The following is a 20,545-nucleotide window of genomic DNA, read 5'->3' as shown; positions in this document are numbered from 1 at the left end:
GTTATTTACTTCCCGAAAACCCGCCGTCGGATTGCTGCGCCGCCACAGGCAAGGCTTCGCGGCACCCGGTGGGGGCGGTGAGGCCAGTTGCCGCTTTCCTCGACGAACGCCCCAAACCGACTCCCTTAAAACCAGGACATGTCACAATGCATACACACGACCCAACGGCCGGACCGTCGTCGCATCGCGATCACCATGGCGTTTGCCAGGCGGGCACGAACCGTGCGTACCCGATGCGAACCACGTGCGTATCTGCGCGAACCCTGCCCGCGCGTGGCGGTCCCACTTCCTGATCCTGTTCGAACCGCGATCTGACATGTGTGGAGCGGATTCATGCCTTTCCTGACAGAAGACCACGACTGTCCCGGCTGGCGAGGTGAAATGGCCGGGCGCATTCGCGCGTTCAACTGGTCGGATACCGAACTCGGTGCGATCGACACCTGGACGCGCAGCCTGAGCGCAACCGTGAAACTGCTGCTGGCCTCGCCCGTTCCGCTCGTGATGCTGTGGGGCCAGCGCGGCTACATGATCTACAACGACGCGTATGCGGAGTTCGCGGGCGGTCGTCATCCGTACCTCCTCGGCGCGCCTGTCGAACTGGGCTGGCCGGAAATCGCTTCGTTCAACCGGCACGTGATGGACACCTGCCTCAGCGGCGCCACACTCTCCTATCACGACAAGGAACTCGTCCTGTTGCGTAACGGCCAGCCCGAAAACGTCTGGATGGACCTGTACTACAGCCCCGTCGCCGATGACGACGGCGCACCCGCAGGCGTGATCGCGGTCGTCGTGGAAACCACGCGTCGTGTGCTCATCGAGCGTCACCGGCAGATCGCCGAAGCCGCGCTGCGTGACACCAACGAACGGCTGCAACTGGCGCTCAACACGGGCGCCGTGCTGGGCACGTGGGTGTGGGACATCAAGTCGGACATCGTGCGCGGCGACGAACGCTTCGCACGCACCTTCATGTTGCCGCTCGACGCGACCACGCGAGGCATCCCGCGTGCCGGCATGAATCGCACGGTTCATCCTGGCGACGTCGACCGGATCGATCGCGCGATCCAGGCGTCGCTCGAATCGGGTGAACCGTATAAGGTCGAATACCGGATCCAGCAGCCGGACGGCCGCTATCTGTGGATACAGGCCAACGGCCGCTGCGAGTTCGATCGCGAGGGCGCGCCCTATCGCTTTCCTGGCGTGCTGATCGATATCCACGAACGCAAGATCGCCGAAGATGCATTGCGCCAGCTGACCGAAACGCTGGAGCAACGGGTCGCTGATGCACTCGCCGCGCAGGCCGTCGCTGAAGAACAGCTTCGTCAGGCGCAGAAAATGGAAGCGATCGGCAGCCTGACGGGTGGCGTTGCGCACGACTTCAACAACGTGCTGCAGGTGATCAACGGCAATCTCCAGATGCTCGCGACCACCGTCGGCGGGGACGCGGCCACGCAGCGCCGGATCCGCGCCGCGACCGACGCCGTGCAGCGCGGCGGCAAGCTCGCCGCGCAACTGCTCGCGTTCGCGCGACGTCAGCCGCTGTCGCCGGCGGTGGTGAATCCGCGCCGGCTGCTCGACGGCATGGACGAAATGCTGCATCGGGTGCTTGGCGAAACGGTGCGTATCCATACATCGCTAGGCGAGGACCTGTGGAATGTGCTCGTCGATCAAAACCAGCTGGAGAATGCGCTGCTCAACCTCGCGATCAACGGCCGCGACGCGATGCAAGGCGATGGAACGCTCACCATCGCGGCATCGAATGTCGTGCTGAGCGCCGAAGACTGCCGCGCGCGACCGGAAGCGTCGCCCGGCGACTATCTGACGTTTTCGGTTTCCGATACCGGTGTCGGCATGCCGCCCGAAGTGCTCGAACATGTGTTCGAGCCGTTCTTCACGACGAAGCCCGATGGTCGCGGAACGGGTCTCGGCTTGAGCATGGTCTTCGGCTTCGTGAAACAGAGCGGCGGCCACACGATGATCACGAGCGAGGTCGGGCGCGGCACGACGGTGAAGCTCTTCTTTCCGCGATGCGACGAGCAGGAATTACCGCTGTTGCCGGTTGAGGTCGCGGCGCCGGTCGGTGGCCGCGAAACCATTCTCGTCGTCGAGGACGATGCAGATGTGCGTCTGACCGCCGTCGAGATGTTGACGCAACTCGGCTACAAGGTACTGACCGCATCGGGCGGCGACAGTGCGCTCGAACTGCTCGATACCGGCGTGCATATCGACCTGCTGTTCACTGATGTCGTGATGCCCGGCACGATCCACAGCGCCGAACTGGCGCAGCGGGCGTCGGCGCTACCTACGCCGGTTCCCGTTCTGTTCACGTCGGGCTATACACGCGATGTGATCTTTCACCAGGGCAAGCTCGATCCCGGCGTGACGCTGCTCGGCAAGCCGTATCGACGCGACGACCTCGCGCGCAAGGTGCGCGGCGTGCTCGATGCGCACCGGCGGCGGCAGGCGGAACAGATCCAGGCGCCGCCTGCGCATGACGGCAACGCAGAAGCATCGGCGCCGGAGCCCACACGCGTAAACGGCACGGCGGTATCGGTGTTGCTCGTGGAAGACGATCCCGATTCACGCGCCGCGATGCGCGACCTGCTTGTTGCATTCGGCCTGCAATGCACGGCCGTCCATAGCGCCGAAGAAGCCATCGAACTCGTGCCCGCGCAGCGTTACGACGTGCTGCTGACCGACATCACGCTGCCGGGCATGTCGGGCAGCGATCTCGCGCGCACACTGCGTCGCGTGCAGCCGGGTATTCGTGTGGTGCTGGTGTCGGGATACGGCGATTCGACCGTGATCGGCGATAAAATCCCCGGTGCGCTGCTATTGCCGAAGCCAGTCGATATCGCGACGTTGCGTCGCGAGCTCACCGGAGCGGGCGGCTAGCGTCCCGCCTGCCGCGCACGCTACACGATCAACGGCTCATCCCACCTGCCACCAGCGCGGCAGTAACTGCCGCACTTCGGCGCGTCGATAGCGGTCGTCGATCAGATGCACGACGCCCGCGTCGTCCTCGGTACGGATCACGCGACCGGCGGCCTGCACGACTTTCTGCAAACCTGGAAACAGATACGTATAGTCGTAGCCCCTGCCGAACTTCGCTTCCATGGTGCGCCGCATCTGTTCGTTGACGGCGTTCATCTGCGGCAGGCCGAGCGTCGCGATAAACGCGCCGATCAGCCGTTCGCCGACGAGATCCACGCCCTCCGAAAACGCGCCGCCCAGCACCGCAAAGCCGACGCCCTTTCCCATTGTCGTGAAGCGGGCGAGAAACGCGTCGCGGCTGGCTTCGTCCATGCCGGGTTCCTGCGCCCACACCGGCAGTTGGGGATGCCGCTCGCGCATCAGCGCGACCACCTGTTGCAGATAGTCGAAGCTGCTCAGAAAGCCGAGGTAGTTGCCCGGTTGGGCCGCGTATTGCGCGGCGATCAGATCGGCGATCGGCACGAGCGAGCGCTCGCGGTCGCGCCAGCGCGTCGACACGTTGCCCGCGACGCGCACCGTCAACTGCTCCGCGCGGAACGGGCCATCGACATTGAGCCAGCCACTCTCCGCCGGCAACCCAAGCGTGTCGCGATAGAAATGATGCGGGCTCAGCGTGCCGGAGAACATCACCGTCGTGCGCGCCGCCGCATAGCGTGGTGCGAGAAACGGCGCCGGAATCACATTGCGCACGCACAGGACCGAGTTGACAGTCGCGCGGCCCGCGTAGCGTTCGGTTGTGAGCGTGACGTCGAAGATCGAATGCGCGCCGAACTGCTCGACGAGCGACGTGAAATGCATCGCATCGAAATAGAAACGCAGCAGCGTTTCATTGCCATCGATCGTGTCGGGCGCTTCGGCCAGTTGCTCCGTCATCGCGCTGATCAGATTCTGCGCGGCCACTTGCAGACGCGCGGGCACAGCCGCGTGGACCACGTAGTTTTCGGTTTGCGTGCGGTTCAGCGCATTCCATTCGCGCGACAGCTTTTCGAGCGGCTTTTTCAGCGCTGCGGGCGCGGTCTTACGCGCGATCCGCAATGCGGTCTGATCGAGGCTCGCGGTGTACATGCGGCGCGCGCGCTCGAGCAGGTTATGCGCTTCGTCGACGAGCACGGCCACGCGCCACGGGTTCATCTGCGTGAGCGCGTACAGCAGCGCGCTGCTGTCGTAGTAATAGTTGTAGTCGCCGACGACCACATCGCTCCAGCGCGCCAGTTCCTGCGCGAGATAGTACGGACAGACATCGTGCGCGAGCGCCGCCGTGCGCACCGACGCCCGGTCGAGTCGCCCGGATGCGAGCGCCGCGCTGCGTGCGTCGGCGAGCCGGTCGTAGAAGCCGCGCGCGAGCGGGCACGATTCGCCATGACAGGCCTTGTCCGGATGCTCGCAGGCCTTGTCGCGCGCGACGAGTTCGAGCACGCGCAGGGGCAGCGGATCACCCTGCTGACGCAGCGTTTCGATAGCGTCGAGCGCGAGCGCGCGACCCGGTGTTTTCGCGGTCAGGAAGAAGACGCGGTCGATCTGGTCCGCCGCGCACGCCTTCAGCAACGGGAAGATCGTGCCGAGCGTCTTGCCGATGCCCGTCGGCGCCTGCGCCATCAGACATGTGCCATCACGGGCTGCGCGATACACCGATACCGCGAGTTCGCGCTGACCGCTGCGAAACGCGCGATACGGAAACTGCAGCGCGGCCAGCGCCGCGTTACGCGCGTCGCGATGCGCTTCCTCTCGCGCGGCCCAGTCGCTGAAACGCTCGCACTGATCGACGAAGAACGCTTCGAGCGAAGCCCCCGTGTGGTGCTCGGTGAGCAGCGTTTCTTTCTGGCTCGCGATGTCGAAATACACGAGCGTGACGTCGAGCGACGACAACCCACGCTGCTGGCACAACAGATGTCCATACACGCGCGCCTGCGCCCAATGCAGCGCACGGTGGTTCGCGGGCATCGTATCGAGATCGCCGCGATGCGTTTTCACTTCTTCGAGACGGTTCAGCACGGGATCGTAGCCGTCCGCGCGGCCCCTGACGGTGAGGCCACGATGCGTGCCGGTCAGCGTGATCTCGGATTCGTATCCGCTCGCGCGACGCGCGGATACCGTGGCGTGACCCGCGATGCCTTCCAGCGCGGTCGGCGCAGGCGTGAAGCGCAGGTCGAGATCGCCGCGCTTCGCCGCGAATTCGCACAACGCCCGCACGGCGACGACGTAGGTCATGCGTCTGATCCGTTGGCTCTGCCGGCCAGGCCGACCCGGTCAACGATGGGGGTTTCATCAACCCCGTCGACGCAGACAGCCGGATCGGCGACATCCCTGCCCTCGAGCGGAACCACAGCGCCAGCCGCATCAACGTGCCCGTCAGCCCATCGCACATCGACTACGCGCACGGGCATCTCATGCTGCACGCAGTACTCCAGCCAGCGGATCTGGTTGTCCTGCAAACGGTCGCCGGGACCTTTCACCTCAATCAGTTCATATCGCTGTTCGGCGGGCCAGAAGCGGATCAGATCGGGCAGCCCCGAGCGGTTGCTCCGGATATCGGCCAGCAACCGTTCGAACCAGCGCTTCAGATGCAGCGCCGGCAGGCAGTCGAGCGCGAGCGTCAGCAGTTCGGGCGTGAGCAGCCCCCAGAACACGAACGGCGACTGCACGCCGAACTTCGTCTCGAAGTGAAGCAGGATCGTGCTCCGATACGCTGCGTTGTCGAGTTGCGCGAAACACGCATCGAACAGCGCGGCGCGACGCGACTGGAAATCGGCCGCGTGGAGATCCGCCGGACCGCGCTGGAACGGGTGAAAGAACGCGCCCGGAATCGCAGCGAAAATCGCGTCCCAGCACAGCAGCCCGAACAGCGAATTGATCAGCCCGTTCTCGACATAATGGACAGGCGCGTCCGCGCAGCCAAGATGGTCGCGCACGACGTACTCAACCGGTCGCGGTTCGGAAGGTCGCGCCAGCACCAGTTCGCTGCGGGCAACCGGCCGCGCTCTCGCATTGCGCGCGACCGCCTGCCCCAACTGCCGCCGCAGCCGCGGCAACATCCGGGCGACGCGCTGGCTTTCCTCCTCGCTTTCGGGCTGGGTCGCCGCCTGCAACGCCAGCGCGAGCGCCTGATCGCACTGGCCGCTGCGCTCCAGCGCGCGCATACGTCGATGACGTGCGCCAGGCCAGTCGCAACGCTCGTACACACAGAGCGCGACTGCCCAGTCGTGCCGGCGCTCTGCATGCTGGCCGATACGAAACAGCAGCTTCGCGCGACGCGTTTCGAGCCATGTGTTGTCACTGCGGCACGCCTCGACGGCCGACAGCAGGTTATCGAGCGCGTCGCCTTCGTTCAGGACATCGGGGAGCGTATCAATGCTATCGCGGCACGCATGCAGCGCGAGAAACACCTCGACGTCGGCCCGCTGCTGGAACGCGCGCGACGACGGCTCGAACGCGACGCGCTCGTACTGAAACACGCCAAGGTCGGCGAGCACGAATTCCGACCAGTCCTGGTGCAGGTTGCCGAAGAACATCAGCCGCAGACGATCGCACAACGGCGCGATGGTGACGCACAACACGCGCTCTTCGGATTGCGGATCCCACATGGAATACCGGCGCGCCTCGCCGTATCGCTCGCGCAGCGTAGCGAGCAGATCGGCCTTGCGGGTCGCGGATTTCACCGGAAGATCGGGAAACAGGCGGGCGAGTTCCGGACGCGTGACGAGACCAGAGAGTTCGTCGAGCGTCAGAAGCGGATCGGGATCGACCCAGCCTCGCGCGACGAGCGGCTGCGCGGCATCGAGCGGGCAGCCGATCTCGTCATACGTGAGCCGGCTCGAACGGAATAACGGCCCCTTGCGCATTAGCATGCGCACGAGCAGCGCCTGGGATGCTTCGGGCAGTTCGTCGAACGACCGCAGGAAATCCCGCCCGGCGGTATCGAGCAGGTCATCGTAACGTTCCTTGAGCCACGCGAGCGCGCGCTGAAAGTTCCGCAGATAGTAGTGAGGATCGGGAGAAGCCGTCGGCACGGGCATGCGCACAAAAGCTGTATGTTTATACAGCCATCATATCAGGACCGCGACGGGAGTCCGGCGCACACGCGCCACGCCCGCCATCGCAGGCGAAGCGCTCGAGACGTTTCACTGCCCCGTCGGCTGCACGTAAGTCCGCACGCCTGCCAGCGGCGAACCGTACCCGCCCGACTGTGTATTGTTCGGCAGACCATTGACGAGTTGAGCACGCGGATCGGTCGGATTCAGATTCATCTCACCAGCCTGCTGGTTGCCGTGCGATGGATACTCGCTGCCGAGCGGCGCGTGCGGCATCAACTTTGGACTGTTGGCGGGCAGGCTCATGTCGTCCTGCGCGGAAAGCCCCTGAGCGAAGGCCGATCCTGTCGCCGCGCACAACGCAGTGAAGAAGACCAAAGACAACAAACGGGGTGGTCGCGACATGCTCGACTCCTTCGAGGTCGTGTATCGACTCATCCAGTGTAGGTGATGGAAAACACGTGCGAGGACTACCTGTTTTCCCTCTACACGTTTTAATCCGGTCACATGCGGGTGGATAATGAACAGCATGACACGCCATTCCCGACTCCCGCTCCCGTCCCCGGCCCGCGCATTCCGGCGCACCGCCGCAACGTTCTGCGCCGTGCTTATGCTCGCCGCATGCACGTCACCCGGCCCGACCTCAGGCACCGCATCTGCCGCGCTCGACACCGCGCTCGCGGGCCCGCAGCGAACCGACAAGGCAAAAGCACGCGACGTCTACCGTCATCCGAAGGAAACGCTCCAGTTCTTCGACGTTGAAACGTCGCAGACGGTGCTCGAAATCGCGCCGGGCGGCGGCTGGTACACCGACATCCTCGCGCCGTATCTGCATGACAGCGGGACGCTCTACGAGGCGCAATACGAGAGCCCGTCGCCCGCCGCCGCGGAGGAAGAGAAAGCCAACCGCGCCGCATTCGAGAAGAAGCTCGCGGCGACGCCAGCGGTCTACGGCAAGGTCGTGGACGGCACGTTGCGCGGCGGTCAGTTCAACGGCTTTCCGGCCAGCGGCAACGTCGACCGCGTGCTCACGTTCCGCAATATTCACAACTGGATCGAAGACGGCGAGATCGACGCGAACCTGCGCGCCTTCTACGCGGCGCTGAAGCCGGGCGGTGTGCTGGGTGTCGAGGAGCATCGCGCGCGGCCGGACACGTCGGTGCAGACCATGATCACAACGGGCTATGTCACCGAAGCCTATGTGATCCAGCACGCTCAGGCGGCCGGGTTCGTGCTGGCCGCACGCAGCGAGGTCAACAGCAACCCGCGCGACACGAAGGACTACCCGAACGGCGTCTGGTCGCTACCGCCGACGTACGAGGGCGGCGACACCGATCGCGCACGCTTTGCGGCGATCGGCGAATCGGACCGGATGACATTGAAGTTTGTGAAGCCGGCGCAGTAAGCGCCGGTTCTCCTCCGGAACCCGCTGGGGCTAGCCGTGCGGCAAGCCGCTGGGGAAAGGTGGTGAAGCGCGAAAAATCGCGCGACGAAAATGATCAGTCGTCCCAGCTGTCCGGCAGTGTCTGCGTCAACGTCGACACGAAGCTGGCGGTTTCCCGCTGCCTCGGGCGCGTGAAGATATCGCGCGCCGGGCCCGATTCGATCACCGCGCCGTCGGTCAGGAACACGACATCGCGCGCAATCGACGCGGCAAGCCGCAGATCGTGCGTCGCCATCAGCATCGTCATGCCTTCCTTCGCGAGCTGCCGCAGCACATCGACCACTTCGGCAGCCAGGCCCGGATCGAGCGCCGATGTCGGCTCATCGCACAACAGCACATCCGGCGACGGCGCCAGCGCCCGCGCAATCGCGACACGCTGCTGCTGACCGCCGGAGAGCGTCGACGGCCACGCGTCCGACTTGTGGGCAATGCCCACCTTCGTCAGCAGTTCATGCGCCCGCACGCGCGCGCGTTCAGCGTCCCACTTCTGTACGGTGATGAGCCCTTCCATCACGTTCTCGATAACCGTGCGGTGCGGAAACAGCTGGAAGTTCTGGAACACCATGCCGGTGCGCCGACGGATGGCGAGCACGGCATCGCGCGAGGGCTTTTCCGTGCGGCTGAATTCGAGCCGCTGGTCGCCGAGTTCGAGCGTGCCGGCTTCGGGAATTTCCAGCAGGTTCACGCAACGCAGCAGTGTGCTCTTGCCGCTGCCGGACGGTCCGATCAGCGCCGTGACATTGCCCTGCGCGAGCGCGAGATCGACCGAGTTCAACACCCGGTGATCGCCAAAATACTTTTCGATTTTCTGCAGTCTGATCATCAGTTACCGCCCGTGAAAAGCGCGTGGCGCCCGAAACGCCGTTCGAGCCTGACCTGCGCCGACGACAGCACCGAACTGAACACCAGATAGATCAACGCCGCTTCCGTGTACAGGATCAGCGGCTCATACGTCACCGATGCGATGCGCTGCGCGGCCTGGAAAATCTCCGGCACGGTCAGAACGGCGGCGAGCGACGTATCCTTCACGAGCGCGATGAACGAATTCGACAGCGGCGGCAGCGCGACGCGCGCCGCTTGCGGCAGAATCGCGCGACGCAGTGCCTGGCCGCGCGTCATCCCCATCGAGTACGCGGCTTCCCACTGCCCCTTCGGGATCGATTCGATCACGCCGCGGATGACCTCGGAATTGTAGGCGCCGACGTTCAGCGAGAAACCGATAATGGCCGCCGTCAGCGGATCAAGCACGATCCCGACATTCGGCAGGCCATAGAAGATCACAAACAGCTGCACAAGCAGCGGCGAGCCGCGAATCAGCCAGACGTAGAACCGCACGATAGCCACGGACCAGTTCGGTCCGAAGAGCCGGATCAGCGCGACGGCAAACGCCAGCGCGAGACCCAGCACGAAGGAAATCAGGGTGAGCGGCACCGTAAACACCAGCCCCGCGTACAGCAGGGGCCAGAGTGACGTACCCATCAAATGCAGCCATGCCGGCATGATTCAGGCTCGCTTTTGAGGCTTTACTTGGATACGTCTTTGCCGAAGTACTTGTTCGAGATCTTGTCGTAGGTCCCGTCGGCCTTCATGTCGGCGAGCGCCTTGTTGATCGCAGCCTGCAGTTCCGGATTGCCCTTGCGGATCAGCACGCCCGACTGGTCGCTTTCAGAAGATTCATCCAGCGCGGCGATCTTCACCTTCGCGTCCGGCTTGTGCTTCTTGAAGTCGAGGTACGACAGCGAATCGTTCACCGTCGCATCGACGCGGCCCGACGTCAGCAGGTCGATCGATTCGTTGAAGCCTTGCACCGGCACGACTTCCGCGCCGTGTGCGGCCGCCATCTTGCCGAAGTTGCTGGTCAGCGTGTTCGCCGACTTCTTGCCCTTCAGGTCGTCGAAGGTCTTGATGGTCGTATTGTCCGAACGCACGATCAGCGCCGCGTGCGACGTGATGTACGGGCTCGAGAAATCGTACTTGGCCTTGCGTGCGTCGGTGATCGACACTTCATTGATCACGGCGTCGTAGCGGTTGGCATCCAGGCCGGCGATCAGGCCGTCCCACTTGCCTTCGATGAACTCGGCCTTCACGCCCAGACGCTGCGCGATCGCGCGGCCGATTTCGACGTCGAAGCCGGTCAGCTGGTTCGACGCATCGTGGAACGTGAACGGTGCGTACGTGCCTTCGGTGCCGATCTTGAACACGCCCGCCGATTTGATCTGCGCGAGTCCGTCAGCGGCGAAGGCCGAGGTTGCGACGACAGCCTGCAGCAGGCCGACCAGCAGAATGGAGCGAATCGATTTCATCAAATAGTCCTCTTGGTGTTGTAGGTCCGGCTTCGGCGCGCTTTGCGTGTTTGCAATGCTACCGGTCCGAAGAGCGCAGCGGACTGTAGCAAAGACCCCTTATTTCCACAAAGCATTTCGATGGCGATTTATATTACTTATAGTTATAAAAAGGTAGGCTGAGCCGCAGGAAGCACGCGGCGGGCAGAATGATACTGCGGCGACGGAACGTTCGCCTATCGGGCCGTTGCTTTCAAAGTTGCTCCTGGACGTGTAGCGCGCCGCTTCGCTAACGTGACTGCCTACGGGCTATCGATCGGCGCTGCTGCGTAAAAGGCCGTCGCATAGTCGACGAACGCGCGCACTTTCGCGGGCATGAATTTGCGGTTGCTATACGCGAGCCGCAACTCAATATCGTTGTCGAGCAATTCGTAGTTTTCCAGCAGTTGCACGAGCCGGCCATCACGCAGTTCGTCTTCGATCAACGAGCGCGGCAATGCGCCCAGCCCGAAGCCATTCAGCACCATCTCCTTTCTTAGCGACGCGTTGTTGGACGAGATCTCAACGTTCAGATCGACGGTCGTTTCTTCGTCGTCGCGCCGAAAGCGCAAAGGCAAACCCTGAATCGACGGCGACAGCGCAACGAACTCATGTCGCACGAGGTCTTCCGGCGTGTCGGGGCGCGCGTGCGTCTTCAGATAGGCGGGCGACGTCACCACGACCATCGCGATGCGCGTGAGCGGGCGCGTGATCATCTGATCGCTCGTCAGCATGAACGGCAGCAGGATGCCGAGATCGTAGCCCTCCTCGATCAGATCGACGGGTCGCTCGCTCAGCGTGAGATCGAGATGCACCGTCGGAAACTCTTTCTTGAAGCCTGCTATCAGCGGCACGAGCAGGTTCACGGTGGCGGTTGTGTGCGCAACCACCCTGAGCACACCCGTCGGTTCGCTCACACCGTGACGCGCCTGCGCTTCCAGCGCATCGAGTTCCGCCAGAAGTCGCGAACAGCCCTTGAAAAACTGCTCCGCGACTTCGGTGGTCGAGATATGACGCGTCGAACGTTGAAAGAGGCGCACGCCGAGGCGCGTTTCGAGTTCGCTCACCGAGCGGGAAATGGCCGGCGTCGACAGACCGTGTACCCGCGCCGCGCGCGTAAAACTGCGAACTTCGACTACGGTGCAGAAGATACGCAGCGATTCGAGGTGATCCATGGGCGTCCCTTGATCGACGCACGCAGGGGCGATTCATCTGCAGCCGTGACGTGAGGAATATCGGCGTCCCGATGCGGGCATACGTGCCCGATTATTGTATGCGTTGACGAATAAACGCGTTGCGGGTAGCGGACGTGCCCGGACTGGCGCGACCGGTGTGGTGTGCCCGCGGGCAGGATTGAGCCAAAGGTGGGAGAATCACGGCCCGGGCTGCGTCAGTTGCGGCCCGACGCCACGCAGGCGTCTTTCATGCAGTGACTACGCAGGGTATACCGCCATGTTTCAGGGAACCGTCTCCACCGCGTTGCCAAAGCGCGATTTCTATATCGAGCTGGCCGCACAGGCTCGCGGACTGCTCGCGGACGAAACGAATCTCGTCGCCAATGCCGCGAACCTTTCTGCGCTGCTGTTCAACGCGATGCCGGACGTGAACTGGGCAGGCTTCTATTTTCTCGTCGAAGGCGAGCTCGTGGTCGGACCGTTTCAGGGCAAACCAGCATGCGTGCGCATCGCCATGGGCCGCGGCGTGTGCGGCACCGCCGCGCAAACCCGCGAGACGCAACTCGTGCCGGACGTCAACGCATTCGCGGGGCACATTGCGTGCGATTCAGCGTCGCGCTCGGAACTGGTGGTGCCACTCGTGATGCGCGATGGCGCGCTGCTTGGCGTGCTCGATATCGACAGCCCGCTCCCGTCGCGTTTCACCGAAGAAGACCGCGACGGCATCGAAGCGATCGCTGCCGTGCTGGTGGCGACGCTTACCCCCTCAGACGCTGTCCTATAACGAGCGGCGTCCACGCGTGTAAAAAAACCGGATGCCTTAAACGGACATCCGGTTTAATCGACGCCGCATGCGCCGGTAGAGGACAACTGGCTTCAGGCTTTCGATCCTACTGCCCGCCCGACTGGGCCGAGCTGGTCGTACCCGCGCCGTAGCCCGTGTCGCCGGGTGCACCAGCGTGGTTGGCGGCCACTTTCGCCTCAGCGGTCTCAAGATCGACCGGATAATTCACCTCATTCATACCGGGGTGGTAGCCTGCGCGTTCGAGTTCAGCAAGCTCGGCTTTCACCTGTGCGCGCGTGACCGTGTTGTTCGACTGCTGCGCATACGATGCGAGCGGCGCGGCGAGCAGCGTGGCAGCAGTCAGGGCAGCAGCGGCGACACCATATAGACGGGCTTTCATGACAACGACCTCCAGATCTTCCGTGTGAACCGCTTCAGACACCATGTATGAAACGCGTGAGATCAGGATAATCAAAGCATTCGCCCGCTTAAATCCCTCCATCGGTAAAAGATAATCACAAAAAAAGTGAAGAATCGCGCACGCTCAACGCGCTACCGGCTCCACTGCCTTCAAACGATTGGCGACGCGCACCGCTTCGAAATATGCCGGGTTGGGTGGCCGCTTCAGATAGCGTCCCGCGCCGCGCTGCGCGCGCAGATCGCCATTGGCCCACGCCACGTGACCGCGCGAAAGCGTATGCGTCGCCACGCCCTGCACGTTCATCCCTTCGAATACGTTGAAGTCGACGTTCTGGTGATGCGTCTTCACGGAGATCGTGCGCGTCGCCTTCGGATCCCAGACGACGAGGTCCGCGTCGGCGCCCACTTCGACCGCGCCTTTGCGTGGATACAGGTTGAAAATCTGCGCGGCGTTCGTTGATGTCACGCGCACAAACTCGTTAGGCGTGAGGCGCCCCGTATTCACGCCGTGATGCCAGAGAATCGACATGCGGTCTTCGACGCCGCCGCAGCCGTTCGGAATCTTCGTGAAGTCTTCCCGTCCCATTGCTTTCTGCGACGCGCAGAACACGCAATGATCGGTTGCAGTGGTGTGCAGATGGCCGCCCTGCAGCCCGCGCCATAACGCATCGCGATGCTCTTTCGTGCGGAACGGCGGGCTCATCACGTGCGCGGCCGCACGTCCCCAGTCGGTGTCGCGATAGACCGATTCGTCGATCACGAGATGTCCCGCGAGCACTTCGGCGAAGACACGCTGGCCTTCGCTATGCGCGCGGATCACAGCATCGAGTGCATCTTTAGCGGAAACGTGCACGATATACACGGGCACGCCGAGCACCTGTGCGATGCGGATGGCGCGATTGGCCGCTTCGCCCTCCACTTCCGGCGGTCGCGACAACGGATGCGCTTCCGGTCCTGTAAAGCCGCGCGCGAGGAGCTGGCGCTGCAACTGGAACACGAGCTCGCCATTTTCCGCGTGCACCGTCGGCAGCGCACCAAGTTCAAGCGCGCGTGCGAAACTGTTCACGAGGACCTCATCGTCGGCCATGATCGCGTTCTTGTAGGCCATGAAGTGCTTGAAGCTCGACACGCCATGCTCGTGCACGAGCGTCCCCATGTCGCGATGCACCGACTCGTCCCACCACGTCACGGCGACGTGAAAGCCGTAGTCCGACGCAGCCTTCTCAGCCCAGCCACGCCAGTCGTTGAACGCCGCCATCAGCGGCTGGCGCGGCGACGGGATCACGAAGTCGATGATGCTGGTCGTGCCGCCCGCGAGACCGGCAGCGGTGCCGCTATAGAAGTCGTCGCTGGCTGTCGTGCCCATGAACGGCAGTTCCATATGCGTGTGCGGATCGATGCCGCCAGGCATCACGTATTGCCCGCCTGCGTCGATCACGGTCGCGCCCGCGGGCGCGTCCAGATCGACGCCAATCTGCGCGATGGCGCCGCCTTCTGCGCTGTCATGACACAACACGTCGGCGCGATATGTCTGGTTGGCGTCGACCACCGTCCCGCCACGAATCAGGGTTGCCATGCTGCAGTCTCCTTCGGTTGACTCTCAACGCTACAAGCATCGAAACGGTCGGTTCAGGCGCGCGCGATACCCGGACTTGCACGCTTGCCGAGCTTCATCCACACGCCGTAGATAATCGCCGCCAGCGCCAGACCCACAAACCATGCATACGTATAGAGCGTGTTGAACACTTCCGGCACGTTCGGGAACGCAGCGGGAAACGCGGTATGCAGAAAGCCCGGCAGATTCGGCAACACGCCGATCGCCAGCGAGACGACCGCCGCCATGTTCCAGCCGCCCGTGTACGCATATTCGCCGTTTTCGTCGAAGAGTTCGTGATGATCGAGACGCGTGCCGCGAATCAGGAAGTAGTCGACCATCATGATGCCCGCTACCGGACCGAGCAACGCCGAGTACCCGACGAGCCACGTGAAGATATAGCCCTGCGTGGTCGCGAGAATCTTCCACGGCATCATCACGATTGCGATGGTCGCGGTGATCATGCCGCCCGTCTTGTATGAAATGCCCTTCGGCCAGAGACTCGAAAAATCGTAGGCGGGCCCGACGAGATTCGCCGCAAGATTGCAGCACATCGTGTCGAGCGTCAGGATGATGAGCGCGATGCCCACGCCGACGCCTGTCATACGGCTTGTCAGGTCGATCGGATCCCAGATTGCCTTGCCGTAGATCACAACCGTCGCGGACGTCACCACCACCGAGATCACCGACAGCAAGGCCATTGGCACCGGCAGGCCGATTGCCTGACCGACCATCTGGTCGCGCTGCGTCCGCGCAAACCGCGTGAAGTCCGGAATATTCAGCGCGAGCGTCGCCCAGAAACCGACCATCGCCGTAAGACCCGGCCAGAACGTGACCCAGAAAAGACCTTCCTTCTTGCCGCCCGCAGCGAACTGCGAAGGCGTCGACAGCATCGAACCGACGCCGCCCGCTTTCGATGTCGCCCACCACACCAGCGCGATACACATCACCACCTTGATCGGCGCGGACCAGCTTTCGAGCCAGCGAATCGAATCGGTGCCATTGACGATGAAGTAGATCTGCAACGCCCAGAACGCGAGGAAACACGCGGCCTGCCCGATCGAAATGTCGATGAATGGCAGCGGCGTGCCCTGCAACGCATTGCCCGTGAGAATGTTGAGCAGCACGTAGATCGCGCTGCCACCCAGCCACGTTTGAATGCCGTACCAGCCACACGCGACGATTGCCCGCAACAACGCCGGCAGTTTCGCCCCTTGCGTGCCGAACGACGACCGCACGAGCACCGCATACGGAATGCCATGCTTCGCACCTGCATGACCGATCAACAGCATCGGCACAAGCACGATGAGGTTGCCGAGCAGCACGGTCGCCACGGCCTGCCACGGCGACATACCCTGCTCCGTCAAACCGGCCGCGAGCATGTATGACGCGATGTTCATCACCATGCCGACCCACAGCGCGGCGAAGTGATACCACTTCCACGTGCGCTGCGCCTTGCCGGTCGGCGCGAGGTCGTCGTTATAGAGCGAACTGTTGCGTACGCCCGGTTGCAATAGCGAATCGCTGGTTCCAGCAGACTGATTCATCGAAGGCTCTCCCATCGTCGAAAAACTGGCGCATCGTCGTTAAGTGGTGAAGTGCGATGCGTCCAGCGTGTGTAGACCACTAGGCCGCGTGTGCGGATACAGGTGCTGGTGCTACGGTTTCGTCGGTTGTTGCTGTGACTGCAGAAGGATTGTTCGGATGCGTGGTCCAGTTCGAATACGCGCCCGCATCGACGCGCTCCATCGTGATGCACTGATCGACCGGACACACGTGCATGCAGAGGTTGCATCCGACGCAGTGCGCGTCGATCACTTCGAAGTGACGCACGCCATCTTTCTCGCGGAGGATTGCCTGATGCGCGGTGTCCTCGCACGCGATGTGGCACAGGCCGCACTGGATGCACTTGTCCTGATCGATGCGCGCCTTGATGTCGTAGCTGAGGTTCAGGAACTTCCAGTCAGTGACATTCGGCACGGCACGTCCGCAAATATCGTCGAGCGTTGCATAGCCTTTTTCGTCCATCCAGTTCGACAGGCCATCGGCCATGTCGGAGACGATGCGAAAGCCGTAGTGCATCGCAGCGGTACACACCTGCACGCTGCCCGCGCCCAGCACCATGAATTCGGCGGCGTCGCGCCACGTCGTGATGCCGCCGATGCCCGAGATCGGCAAGCCTGGCGTTTCAGTATCACGCGCGATCTCCGCAACCATGTTCAGCGCAATCGGCTTGACTGCAGGGCCGCAATAACCGCCGTGCGTGCCTTTGCCATCGACGGTCGGCAGCGGCGCCATTTCGTCGAGATCCACCGCGACGATGGAGTTGATCGTGTTGATGAGCGACACGCCGTCCGCGCCGCCTTTGTATGCCGCGCGCGAGCCGAGGCGAATGTCGGTGATATTCGGTGTGAGCTTCACGAGGCAAGGCAGGCGCGAGCCTTCCTTGACCCAGCGCGTGACCATCTCGATGTATTCCGGCACCTGCCCCACGGCTGCGCCCATGCCGCGTTCGCTCATGCCATGCGGACAGCCGAAGTTCAGCTCGACCGCATCGGCGCCGGTGTCTTCGACAAGCGGCAGGATCCACTTCCAGTCACGCTCATTGCACGGCACCATCAGCGAAACGATCATCGCGCGATCGGGCCAGTCGCGCTTCACCTGTGCGATCTCGCGCAGGTTCTCGTCGAGCGGACGATCGGTGATCAGTTCGATATTATTCAGGCCCGCGATGCGCTGGCCATTCCACTGCACCGCGCCGTAGCGCGAGCTCACATTGACGACATGCGGATCGAGGCCGAGCGTCTTCCACACGACGCCGCCCCAGCCCGCTTCGAATGCGCGATTGACGTTATAGGCCTTATCGGTGGGTGGCGCGGAGGCCAGCCAGAAAGGATTCGGCGACGTGATGCCGGCGATGGTGCAACGAAGATCGGCCATATCTGGCTCCGTGGGGTGATCGCTTTTTATCGCTGCGCGTTGCATCGAGGCACGCGCCCTGCTCGTACCGTCGTTACGCTGCGCGCATCGCCGTGCGTGCGAACACGCGATCGATCGATGCCGCTGCGAGCTTGCCGTCCTGTACCGCCTGCACAGTCAGATCGAGGCCGGTGGCCGCGCAGTCCCCGCCTGCCCAGACGTTGTCCAGCGACGTACGTCGTTCTTCATCGACCGCGATACGTGTGCCGTCCGTTGCCAGGATTTCAGCATCGAGTCCTGTCGCGACGAGTGTCTGGCCGATTGCCTTCAGTACGACATCGGCGGCGATGGTGAAGCGCTCGCCTGTGCCGACAGGGCGTCCACCGTCTTCGTGCGTGCGCTCGAATTCAACGCCGGTGACCGTCCTGCCGTCACCCAGCAAACGCACGGGTTGCGCGTACAACACGATCGATACACCCTGTGTCTGCGCGAATTCCCGCTCTGCCCACGTCGCGCTCATTGCGTCGACGCCGCGCCGGTACACCATCGATACGCTTTCGGCGCCGAGCTTGCGGCTTTGCACCGCCGCGTCGATCGCGGTATTGCCACCGCCGATCACCACCACGCGACGGCCGACCGGCAGCGTCGAAAGATCGTCCGCCTGACGCAGGCGCGCGATGAAATCGACGGCGTTTTCGACGCCATCCAGCGCTTCGCCTTCGATCTGCAACGCCTTGACGCCCGTTAGGCCGACTGCGAGAAACACTGCGTCGTGTTGCTGGCGGAGCTCAGTGAGCGTCACATCTCGACCGAGCGCGACGCCCGTCTTTAGTTCGATGCCGCCGACTGAAAGCAGCCAGTCGACTTCCCTTTGCGCGTATTCATCGACGGTTTTATAAGCGGCGATGCCATATTCGTTAAGGCCACCGGCTTTGGGGCGCGCGTCGAATAGCGTCACGCGATGACCGCCAAGCGCTAGCCGATGTGCGCACGCAAGCCCAGCCGGGCCCGCGCCGACTACAGCAACATGTCGACCCGTTTCCGCCGCACGCCTGAACAGCCTGAGATCACGCGCCATCGCCCAGTCGGTTGCATGACGTTGCAAAGCACCGATCGCGACGGGCTTTTCGTCCTGATGGTTGCGCACGCAAGCGCCTTCGCAAAGAATTTCCGTCGGGCACACTCGCGCGCACATACCGCCTAACGGATTCGCGGAGAGAATGTCGACCGCTGCGCCTTTTAGATTGCCGTTGCCGATCTTGCGGATAAAACCGGGAATATCGATCTGCGTGGGACACGCGTTCACACACGGTGCGTCGTAGCAGTAGTGACAGCGGCTCGCGGCAATCGCCGCCGCGCCGGGTTCAAGCAACGGCGCGACGTCGGTAAACTGACACGCGAGCTGGTCGGCCTGTAGTCGGCCTGCGGCGATATCGCCGGTTTCCTTCGTAGCCATGCGCGCTCCTTCGACAAGAGAAACAACACGAACCCGCTGGCTTTGCCTTAAGCCAGGCCAGCATCGAAATCAGGAAACAAACTTCAAAGAGCGTTTAGCAAAGAGGGGTTGGGCAGCGGCTACGAAGCGGGCTCACACGCTCGCTCCAGCATCGCGTGCAGCAGTACGTTCGCGCCCGCTTCGATCCATTCGATCGTGGCGTCTTCGATCTCGTTGTGACTGATGCCGTCGACGCACGGCACGAACACCATCGATGTCGGCGCAACCTGCGACAGATAGCAGGCGTCGTGACCCGCGCCTGACACGATGTCTCGATTGGGATAGCCGAAGCGTTCGGCAGCCGCGCGGACTGACTTGACGCAAGCCGCGTCGAACGCGACCGGCTTGTAGTAAAAGATCTGTTCGAGCTGCGTTTCAAGGCCGATTTCGCCCGCAATGCGCGCGACGCCCTCACGCAGCTCCGCATCCATCTGCGCGAGCACGGCATCGTCGGGATGACGGAAGTCGACCGTGAAGAACACGCGCCCCGGAATCACGTTGCGTGAGTTTGGATACACCTGCATCATGCCGACCGTCGCGCAGCCGAACGGCGCGTGATTCAGCCCGACGCGATTCACGAGATCGACCACACGCGACGCACCCAGCAACGCATCGCGCCGACGCGGCATCGGCGTCGGACCTGCATGCGCCTCCTGCCCGGTGAGCACGACCTCGTACCAGCGCTGACCTTGCGCGTCGGTCACGACCCCAATCGTTTTGTGTTCGGCTTCGAGAATCGGGCCTTGCTCGATATGCAGTTCGAACGCAGCATGAACCGGCCGGCCGCCGCACGGAATATCGCCTGCGTAGCCGATACGTTTGAGTTCTTCGCCGATCGTCTTGCCGTCGACGTCCTTGCGCGAAAGACCGTAGTCGAGGGTAAACACGCCCGCAAACACGCCGGATGCAACCATCGCCGGCGCAAAGCGGGAGCCTTCCTCGTTGGTCCAGATCACGACTTCGACCGGATGCTCGGTCTCGATGCCGTAATCGTTGAGGCTACGAATGACTTCAAGGCCACCGAGCACGCCGTAGATGCCATCAAAACGACCGCCCGTAGGCTGCGAATCGGCATGCGAGCCGGTCATCACCGGCAACGCCGATGCATTGCGGCCCGCGCGTCGCATGAATACGTTGCCCATCTGATCGACGCTGACGGTGCAACCCGCCTCCTTTGCCCAGCTCACGATCAGGTCGCGCCCTTCGCGATCGAGATCCGTTAGCGCCAGACGGCAGACGCCGCCTTTAGGCGTCGCGCCGATCTTCGCCATCGTCATGAGACTGTCCCAAAGACGCTGGCCGTTCACCTTGATCGACACGTCGAGCCCTGCTTCCGTCACTGCGTTCATCAGTCTCTCTCCTCACCGAATCGGG

Annotated in this window: 16 protein-coding genes; 3 read left to right on the top strand and 13 right to left on the bottom strand. The window is 63.1% G+C overall.

What is annotated here, in order from left to right; all coding sequences use genetic code 11:
- Positions 1-333: 333 nt before the first annotated feature.
- Positions 334-2,892, top strand: coding sequence for a response regulator (locus P3T21_RS25790; RefSeq protein WP_429258791.1), 2,559 nt, complete (start codon positions 334-336; stop codon positions 2,890-2,892).
- Between the two features lie 36 nt (positions 2,893-2,928).
- Here the strand turns inward: P3T21_RS25790 and P3T21_RS25785 are convergent, their stop codons facing one another.
- The 3 genes from P3T21_RS25785 to P3T21_RS25775 form a co-directional block, all read right to left on the bottom strand.
- Complete coding sequence (locus P3T21_RS25785) at positions 2,929-5,199, bottom strand: ATP-dependent DNA helicase (RefSeq protein WP_429258790.1); 2,271 nt, start codon at positions 5,197-5,199, stop codon at positions 2,929-2,931.
- Positions 5,196-7,004 carry a VRR-NUC domain-containing protein gene (locus tag P3T21_RS25780; RefSeq protein WP_429258789.1) on the bottom strand — a complete coding sequence of 603 codons (1,809 nt, stop codon included), beginning with the start codon at positions 7,002-7,004 and terminating at the stop codon, positions 5,196-5,198. The genes P3T21_RS25785 and P3T21_RS25780 overlap by 4 nt, the downstream gene beginning before the upstream one ends.
- A gap of 105 nt (positions 7,005-7,109) precedes the next feature.
- Entirely contained in the window at positions 7,110-7,424 is a 315-nt protein-coding gene (locus P3T21_RS25775) for a hypothetical protein (RefSeq protein ID WP_429258788.1), read from the bottom strand.
- A gap of 124 nt (positions 7,425-7,548) precedes the next feature.
- On the opposite strand from P3T21_RS25775, the gene P3T21_RS25770 reads away from it, so the two are divergent.
- On the top strand, positions 7,549-8,424 hold the full coding sequence (locus tag P3T21_RS25770) for a class I SAM-dependent methyltransferase (RefSeq protein ID WP_429258787.1): 876 nt from the start codon (positions 7,549-7,551) through the stop codon (positions 8,422-8,424).
- Positions 8,425-8,518: 94 nt separating this feature from the next.
- Here the strand turns inward: P3T21_RS25770 and P3T21_RS25765 are convergent, their stop codons facing one another.
- From P3T21_RS25765 to P3T21_RS25750, 4 genes are all read right to left on the bottom strand, one after another.
- A complete protein-coding gene (locus P3T21_RS25765; RefSeq protein ID WP_429258786.1) occupies positions 8,519-9,286 on the bottom strand; it encodes an amino acid ABC transporter ATP-binding protein in 768 nt (255 codons plus the stop codon).
- Complete coding sequence (locus tag P3T21_RS25760) at positions 9,286-9,963, bottom strand: amino acid ABC transporter permease (protein ID WP_429258785.1); 678 nt, start codon at positions 9,961-9,963, stop codon at positions 9,286-9,288. Before P3T21_RS25760 ends, P3T21_RS25765 begins: the two co-directional genes overlap by 1 nt.
- A 23-nt stretch (positions 9,964-9,986) precedes the next feature.
- Positions 9,987-10,766: an amino acid ABC transporter substrate-binding protein gene (locus P3T21_RS25755; RefSeq protein ID WP_429258784.1), complete on the bottom strand. Its 780-nt coding sequence runs from the start codon at positions 10,764-10,766 to the stop codon at positions 9,987-9,989.
- A gap of 281 nt (positions 10,767-11,047) precedes the next feature.
- Positions 11,048-11,959: a LysR family transcriptional regulator gene (locus tag P3T21_RS25750; RefSeq protein WP_429258783.1), complete on the bottom strand. Its 912-nt coding sequence runs from the start codon at positions 11,957-11,959 to the stop codon at positions 11,048-11,050.
- A 277-nt stretch (positions 11,960-12,236) separates the two neighbouring features.
- Here P3T21_RS25750 and P3T21_RS25745 point away from each other — a divergent pair, with 277 nt between their 5' ends.
- Complete coding sequence (locus P3T21_RS25745; protein WP_429258782.1) at positions 12,237-12,743, top strand: GAF domain-containing protein; 507 nt, start codon at positions 12,237-12,239, stop codon at positions 12,741-12,743.
- 106 nt (positions 12,744-12,849) lie between these two features.
- On the opposite strand, the gene P3T21_RS25740 is transcribed toward P3T21_RS25745, so the two are convergent.
- The 6 genes from P3T21_RS25740 to P3T21_RS25715 all read right to left on the bottom strand — a co-directional run bounded on the left by P3T21_RS25740 (position 12,850) and on the right by P3T21_RS25715 (position 20,520).
- Complete coding sequence (locus P3T21_RS25740) at positions 12,850-13,143, bottom strand: DUF4148 domain-containing protein (protein ID WP_429258781.1); 294 nt, start codon at positions 13,141-13,143, stop codon at positions 12,850-12,852.
- Between the two features lie 144 nt (positions 13,144-13,287).
- Positions 13,288-14,739, bottom strand: a complete 1,452-nt coding sequence (gene hydA / locus P3T21_RS25735; RefSeq protein ID WP_429258780.1) for a dihydropyrimidinase — start codon at positions 14,737-14,739, stop codon at positions 13,288-13,290.
- A 53-nt stretch (positions 14,740-14,792) separates the two neighbouring features.
- Positions 14,793-16,304, bottom strand: coding sequence for an NCS1 family nucleobase:cation symporter-1 (locus P3T21_RS25730; protein ID WP_429258779.1), 1,512 nt, complete (start codon positions 16,302-16,304; stop codon positions 14,793-14,795).
- Between the two features lie 79 nt (positions 16,305-16,383).
- Positions 16,384-17,697, bottom strand: coding sequence for an NAD-dependent dihydropyrimidine dehydrogenase subunit PreA (preA, locus tag P3T21_RS25725; RefSeq protein ID WP_429258778.1), 1,314 nt, complete (start codon positions 17,695-17,697; stop codon positions 16,384-16,386).
- Positions 17,698-17,770: 73 nt separating this feature from the next.
- Entirely contained in the window at positions 17,771-19,132 is a 1,362-nt protein-coding gene (locus P3T21_RS25720) for an NAD(P)-dependent oxidoreductase (protein WP_429258777.1), read from the bottom strand.
- A gap of 119 nt (positions 19,133-19,251) precedes the next feature.
- Entirely contained in the window at positions 19,252-20,520 is a 1,269-nt protein-coding gene (locus P3T21_RS25715) for a Zn-dependent hydrolase (RefSeq protein WP_429258776.1), read from the bottom strand.
- Positions 20,521-20,545 lie beyond the last annotated feature (25 nt).

The sequence above is a fragment of the Paraburkholderia sp. GAS334 genome, assembly GCF_050436625.1.
Lineage (GTDB): Bacteria > Pseudomonadota > Gammaproteobacteria > Burkholderiales > Burkholderiaceae > Paraburkholderia.
This window is presented reverse-complemented; position numbering and strand designations above follow the sequence as displayed.

Excerpts from the sequence above, each read along its gene's own strand:
- P3T21_RS25750 (WP_429258783.1), bottom strand. The coding sequence starts at position 11,959 with ATGGATCACCTCGAATCGCTGCGTATCTTCTGCACCGTAGTCGAAGTT.
- P3T21_RS25715 (WP_429258776.1), bottom strand. The coding sequence starts at position 20,520 with ATGAACGCAGTGACGGAAGCAGGGCTCGACGTGTCGATCAAGGTGAAC.
- P3T21_RS25745 (WP_429258782.1), top strand. The coding sequence starts at position 12,237 with ATGTTTCAGGGAACCGTCTCCACCGCGTTGCCAAAGCGCGATTTCTAT.
- P3T21_RS25760 (WP_429258785.1), bottom strand. The coding sequence starts at position 9,963 with ATGCCGGCATGGCTGCATTTGATGGGTACGTCACTCTGGCCCCTGCTG.
- P3T21_RS25765 (WP_429258786.1), bottom strand. The coding sequence starts at position 9,286 with ATGATCAGACTGCAGAAAATCGAAAAGTATTTTGGCGATCACCGGGTG.
- P3T21_RS25775 (WP_429258788.1), bottom strand. The coding sequence starts at position 7,424 with ATGTCGCGACCACCCCGTTTGTTGTCTTTGGTCTTCTTCACTGCGTTG.
- preA (WP_429258778.1), bottom strand. The coding sequence starts at position 17,697 with ATGGCCGATCTTCGTTGCACCATCGCCGGCATCACGTCGCCGAATCCT.
- hydA (WP_429258780.1), bottom strand. The coding sequence starts at position 14,739 with ATGGCAACCCTGATTCGTGGCGGGACGGTGGTCGACGCCAACCAGACA.
- P3T21_RS25780 (WP_429258789.1), bottom strand. The coding sequence starts at position 7,004 with ATGCCCGTGCCGACGGCTTCTCCCGATCCTCACTACTATCTGCGGAAC.
- P3T21_RS25755 (WP_429258784.1), bottom strand. The coding sequence starts at position 10,766 with ATGAAATCGATTCGCTCCATTCTGCTGGTCGGCCTGCTGCAGGCTGTC.
- P3T21_RS25740 (WP_429258781.1), bottom strand. The coding sequence starts at position 13,143 with ATGAAAGCCCGTCTATATGGTGTCGCCGCTGCTGCCCTGACTGCTGCC.
- P3T21_RS25720 (WP_429258777.1), bottom strand. The coding sequence starts at position 19,132 with ATGGCTACGAAGGAAACCGGCGATATCGCCGCAGGCCGACTACAGGCC.
- P3T21_RS25790 (WP_429258791.1), top strand. The coding sequence starts at position 334 with ATGCCTTTCCTGACAGAAGACCACGACTGTCCCGGCTGGCGAGGTGAA.
- P3T21_RS25785 (WP_429258790.1), bottom strand. The coding sequence starts at position 5,199 with ATGACCTACGTCGTCGCCGTGCGGGCGTTGTGCGAATTCGCGGCGAAG.
- P3T21_RS25730 (WP_429258779.1), bottom strand. The coding sequence starts at position 16,304 with ATGAATCAGTCTGCTGGAACCAGCGATTCGCTATTGCAACCGGGCGTA.
- P3T21_RS25770 (WP_429258787.1), top strand. The coding sequence starts at position 7,549 with ATGACACGCCATTCCCGACTCCCGCTCCCGTCCCCGGCCCGCGCATTC.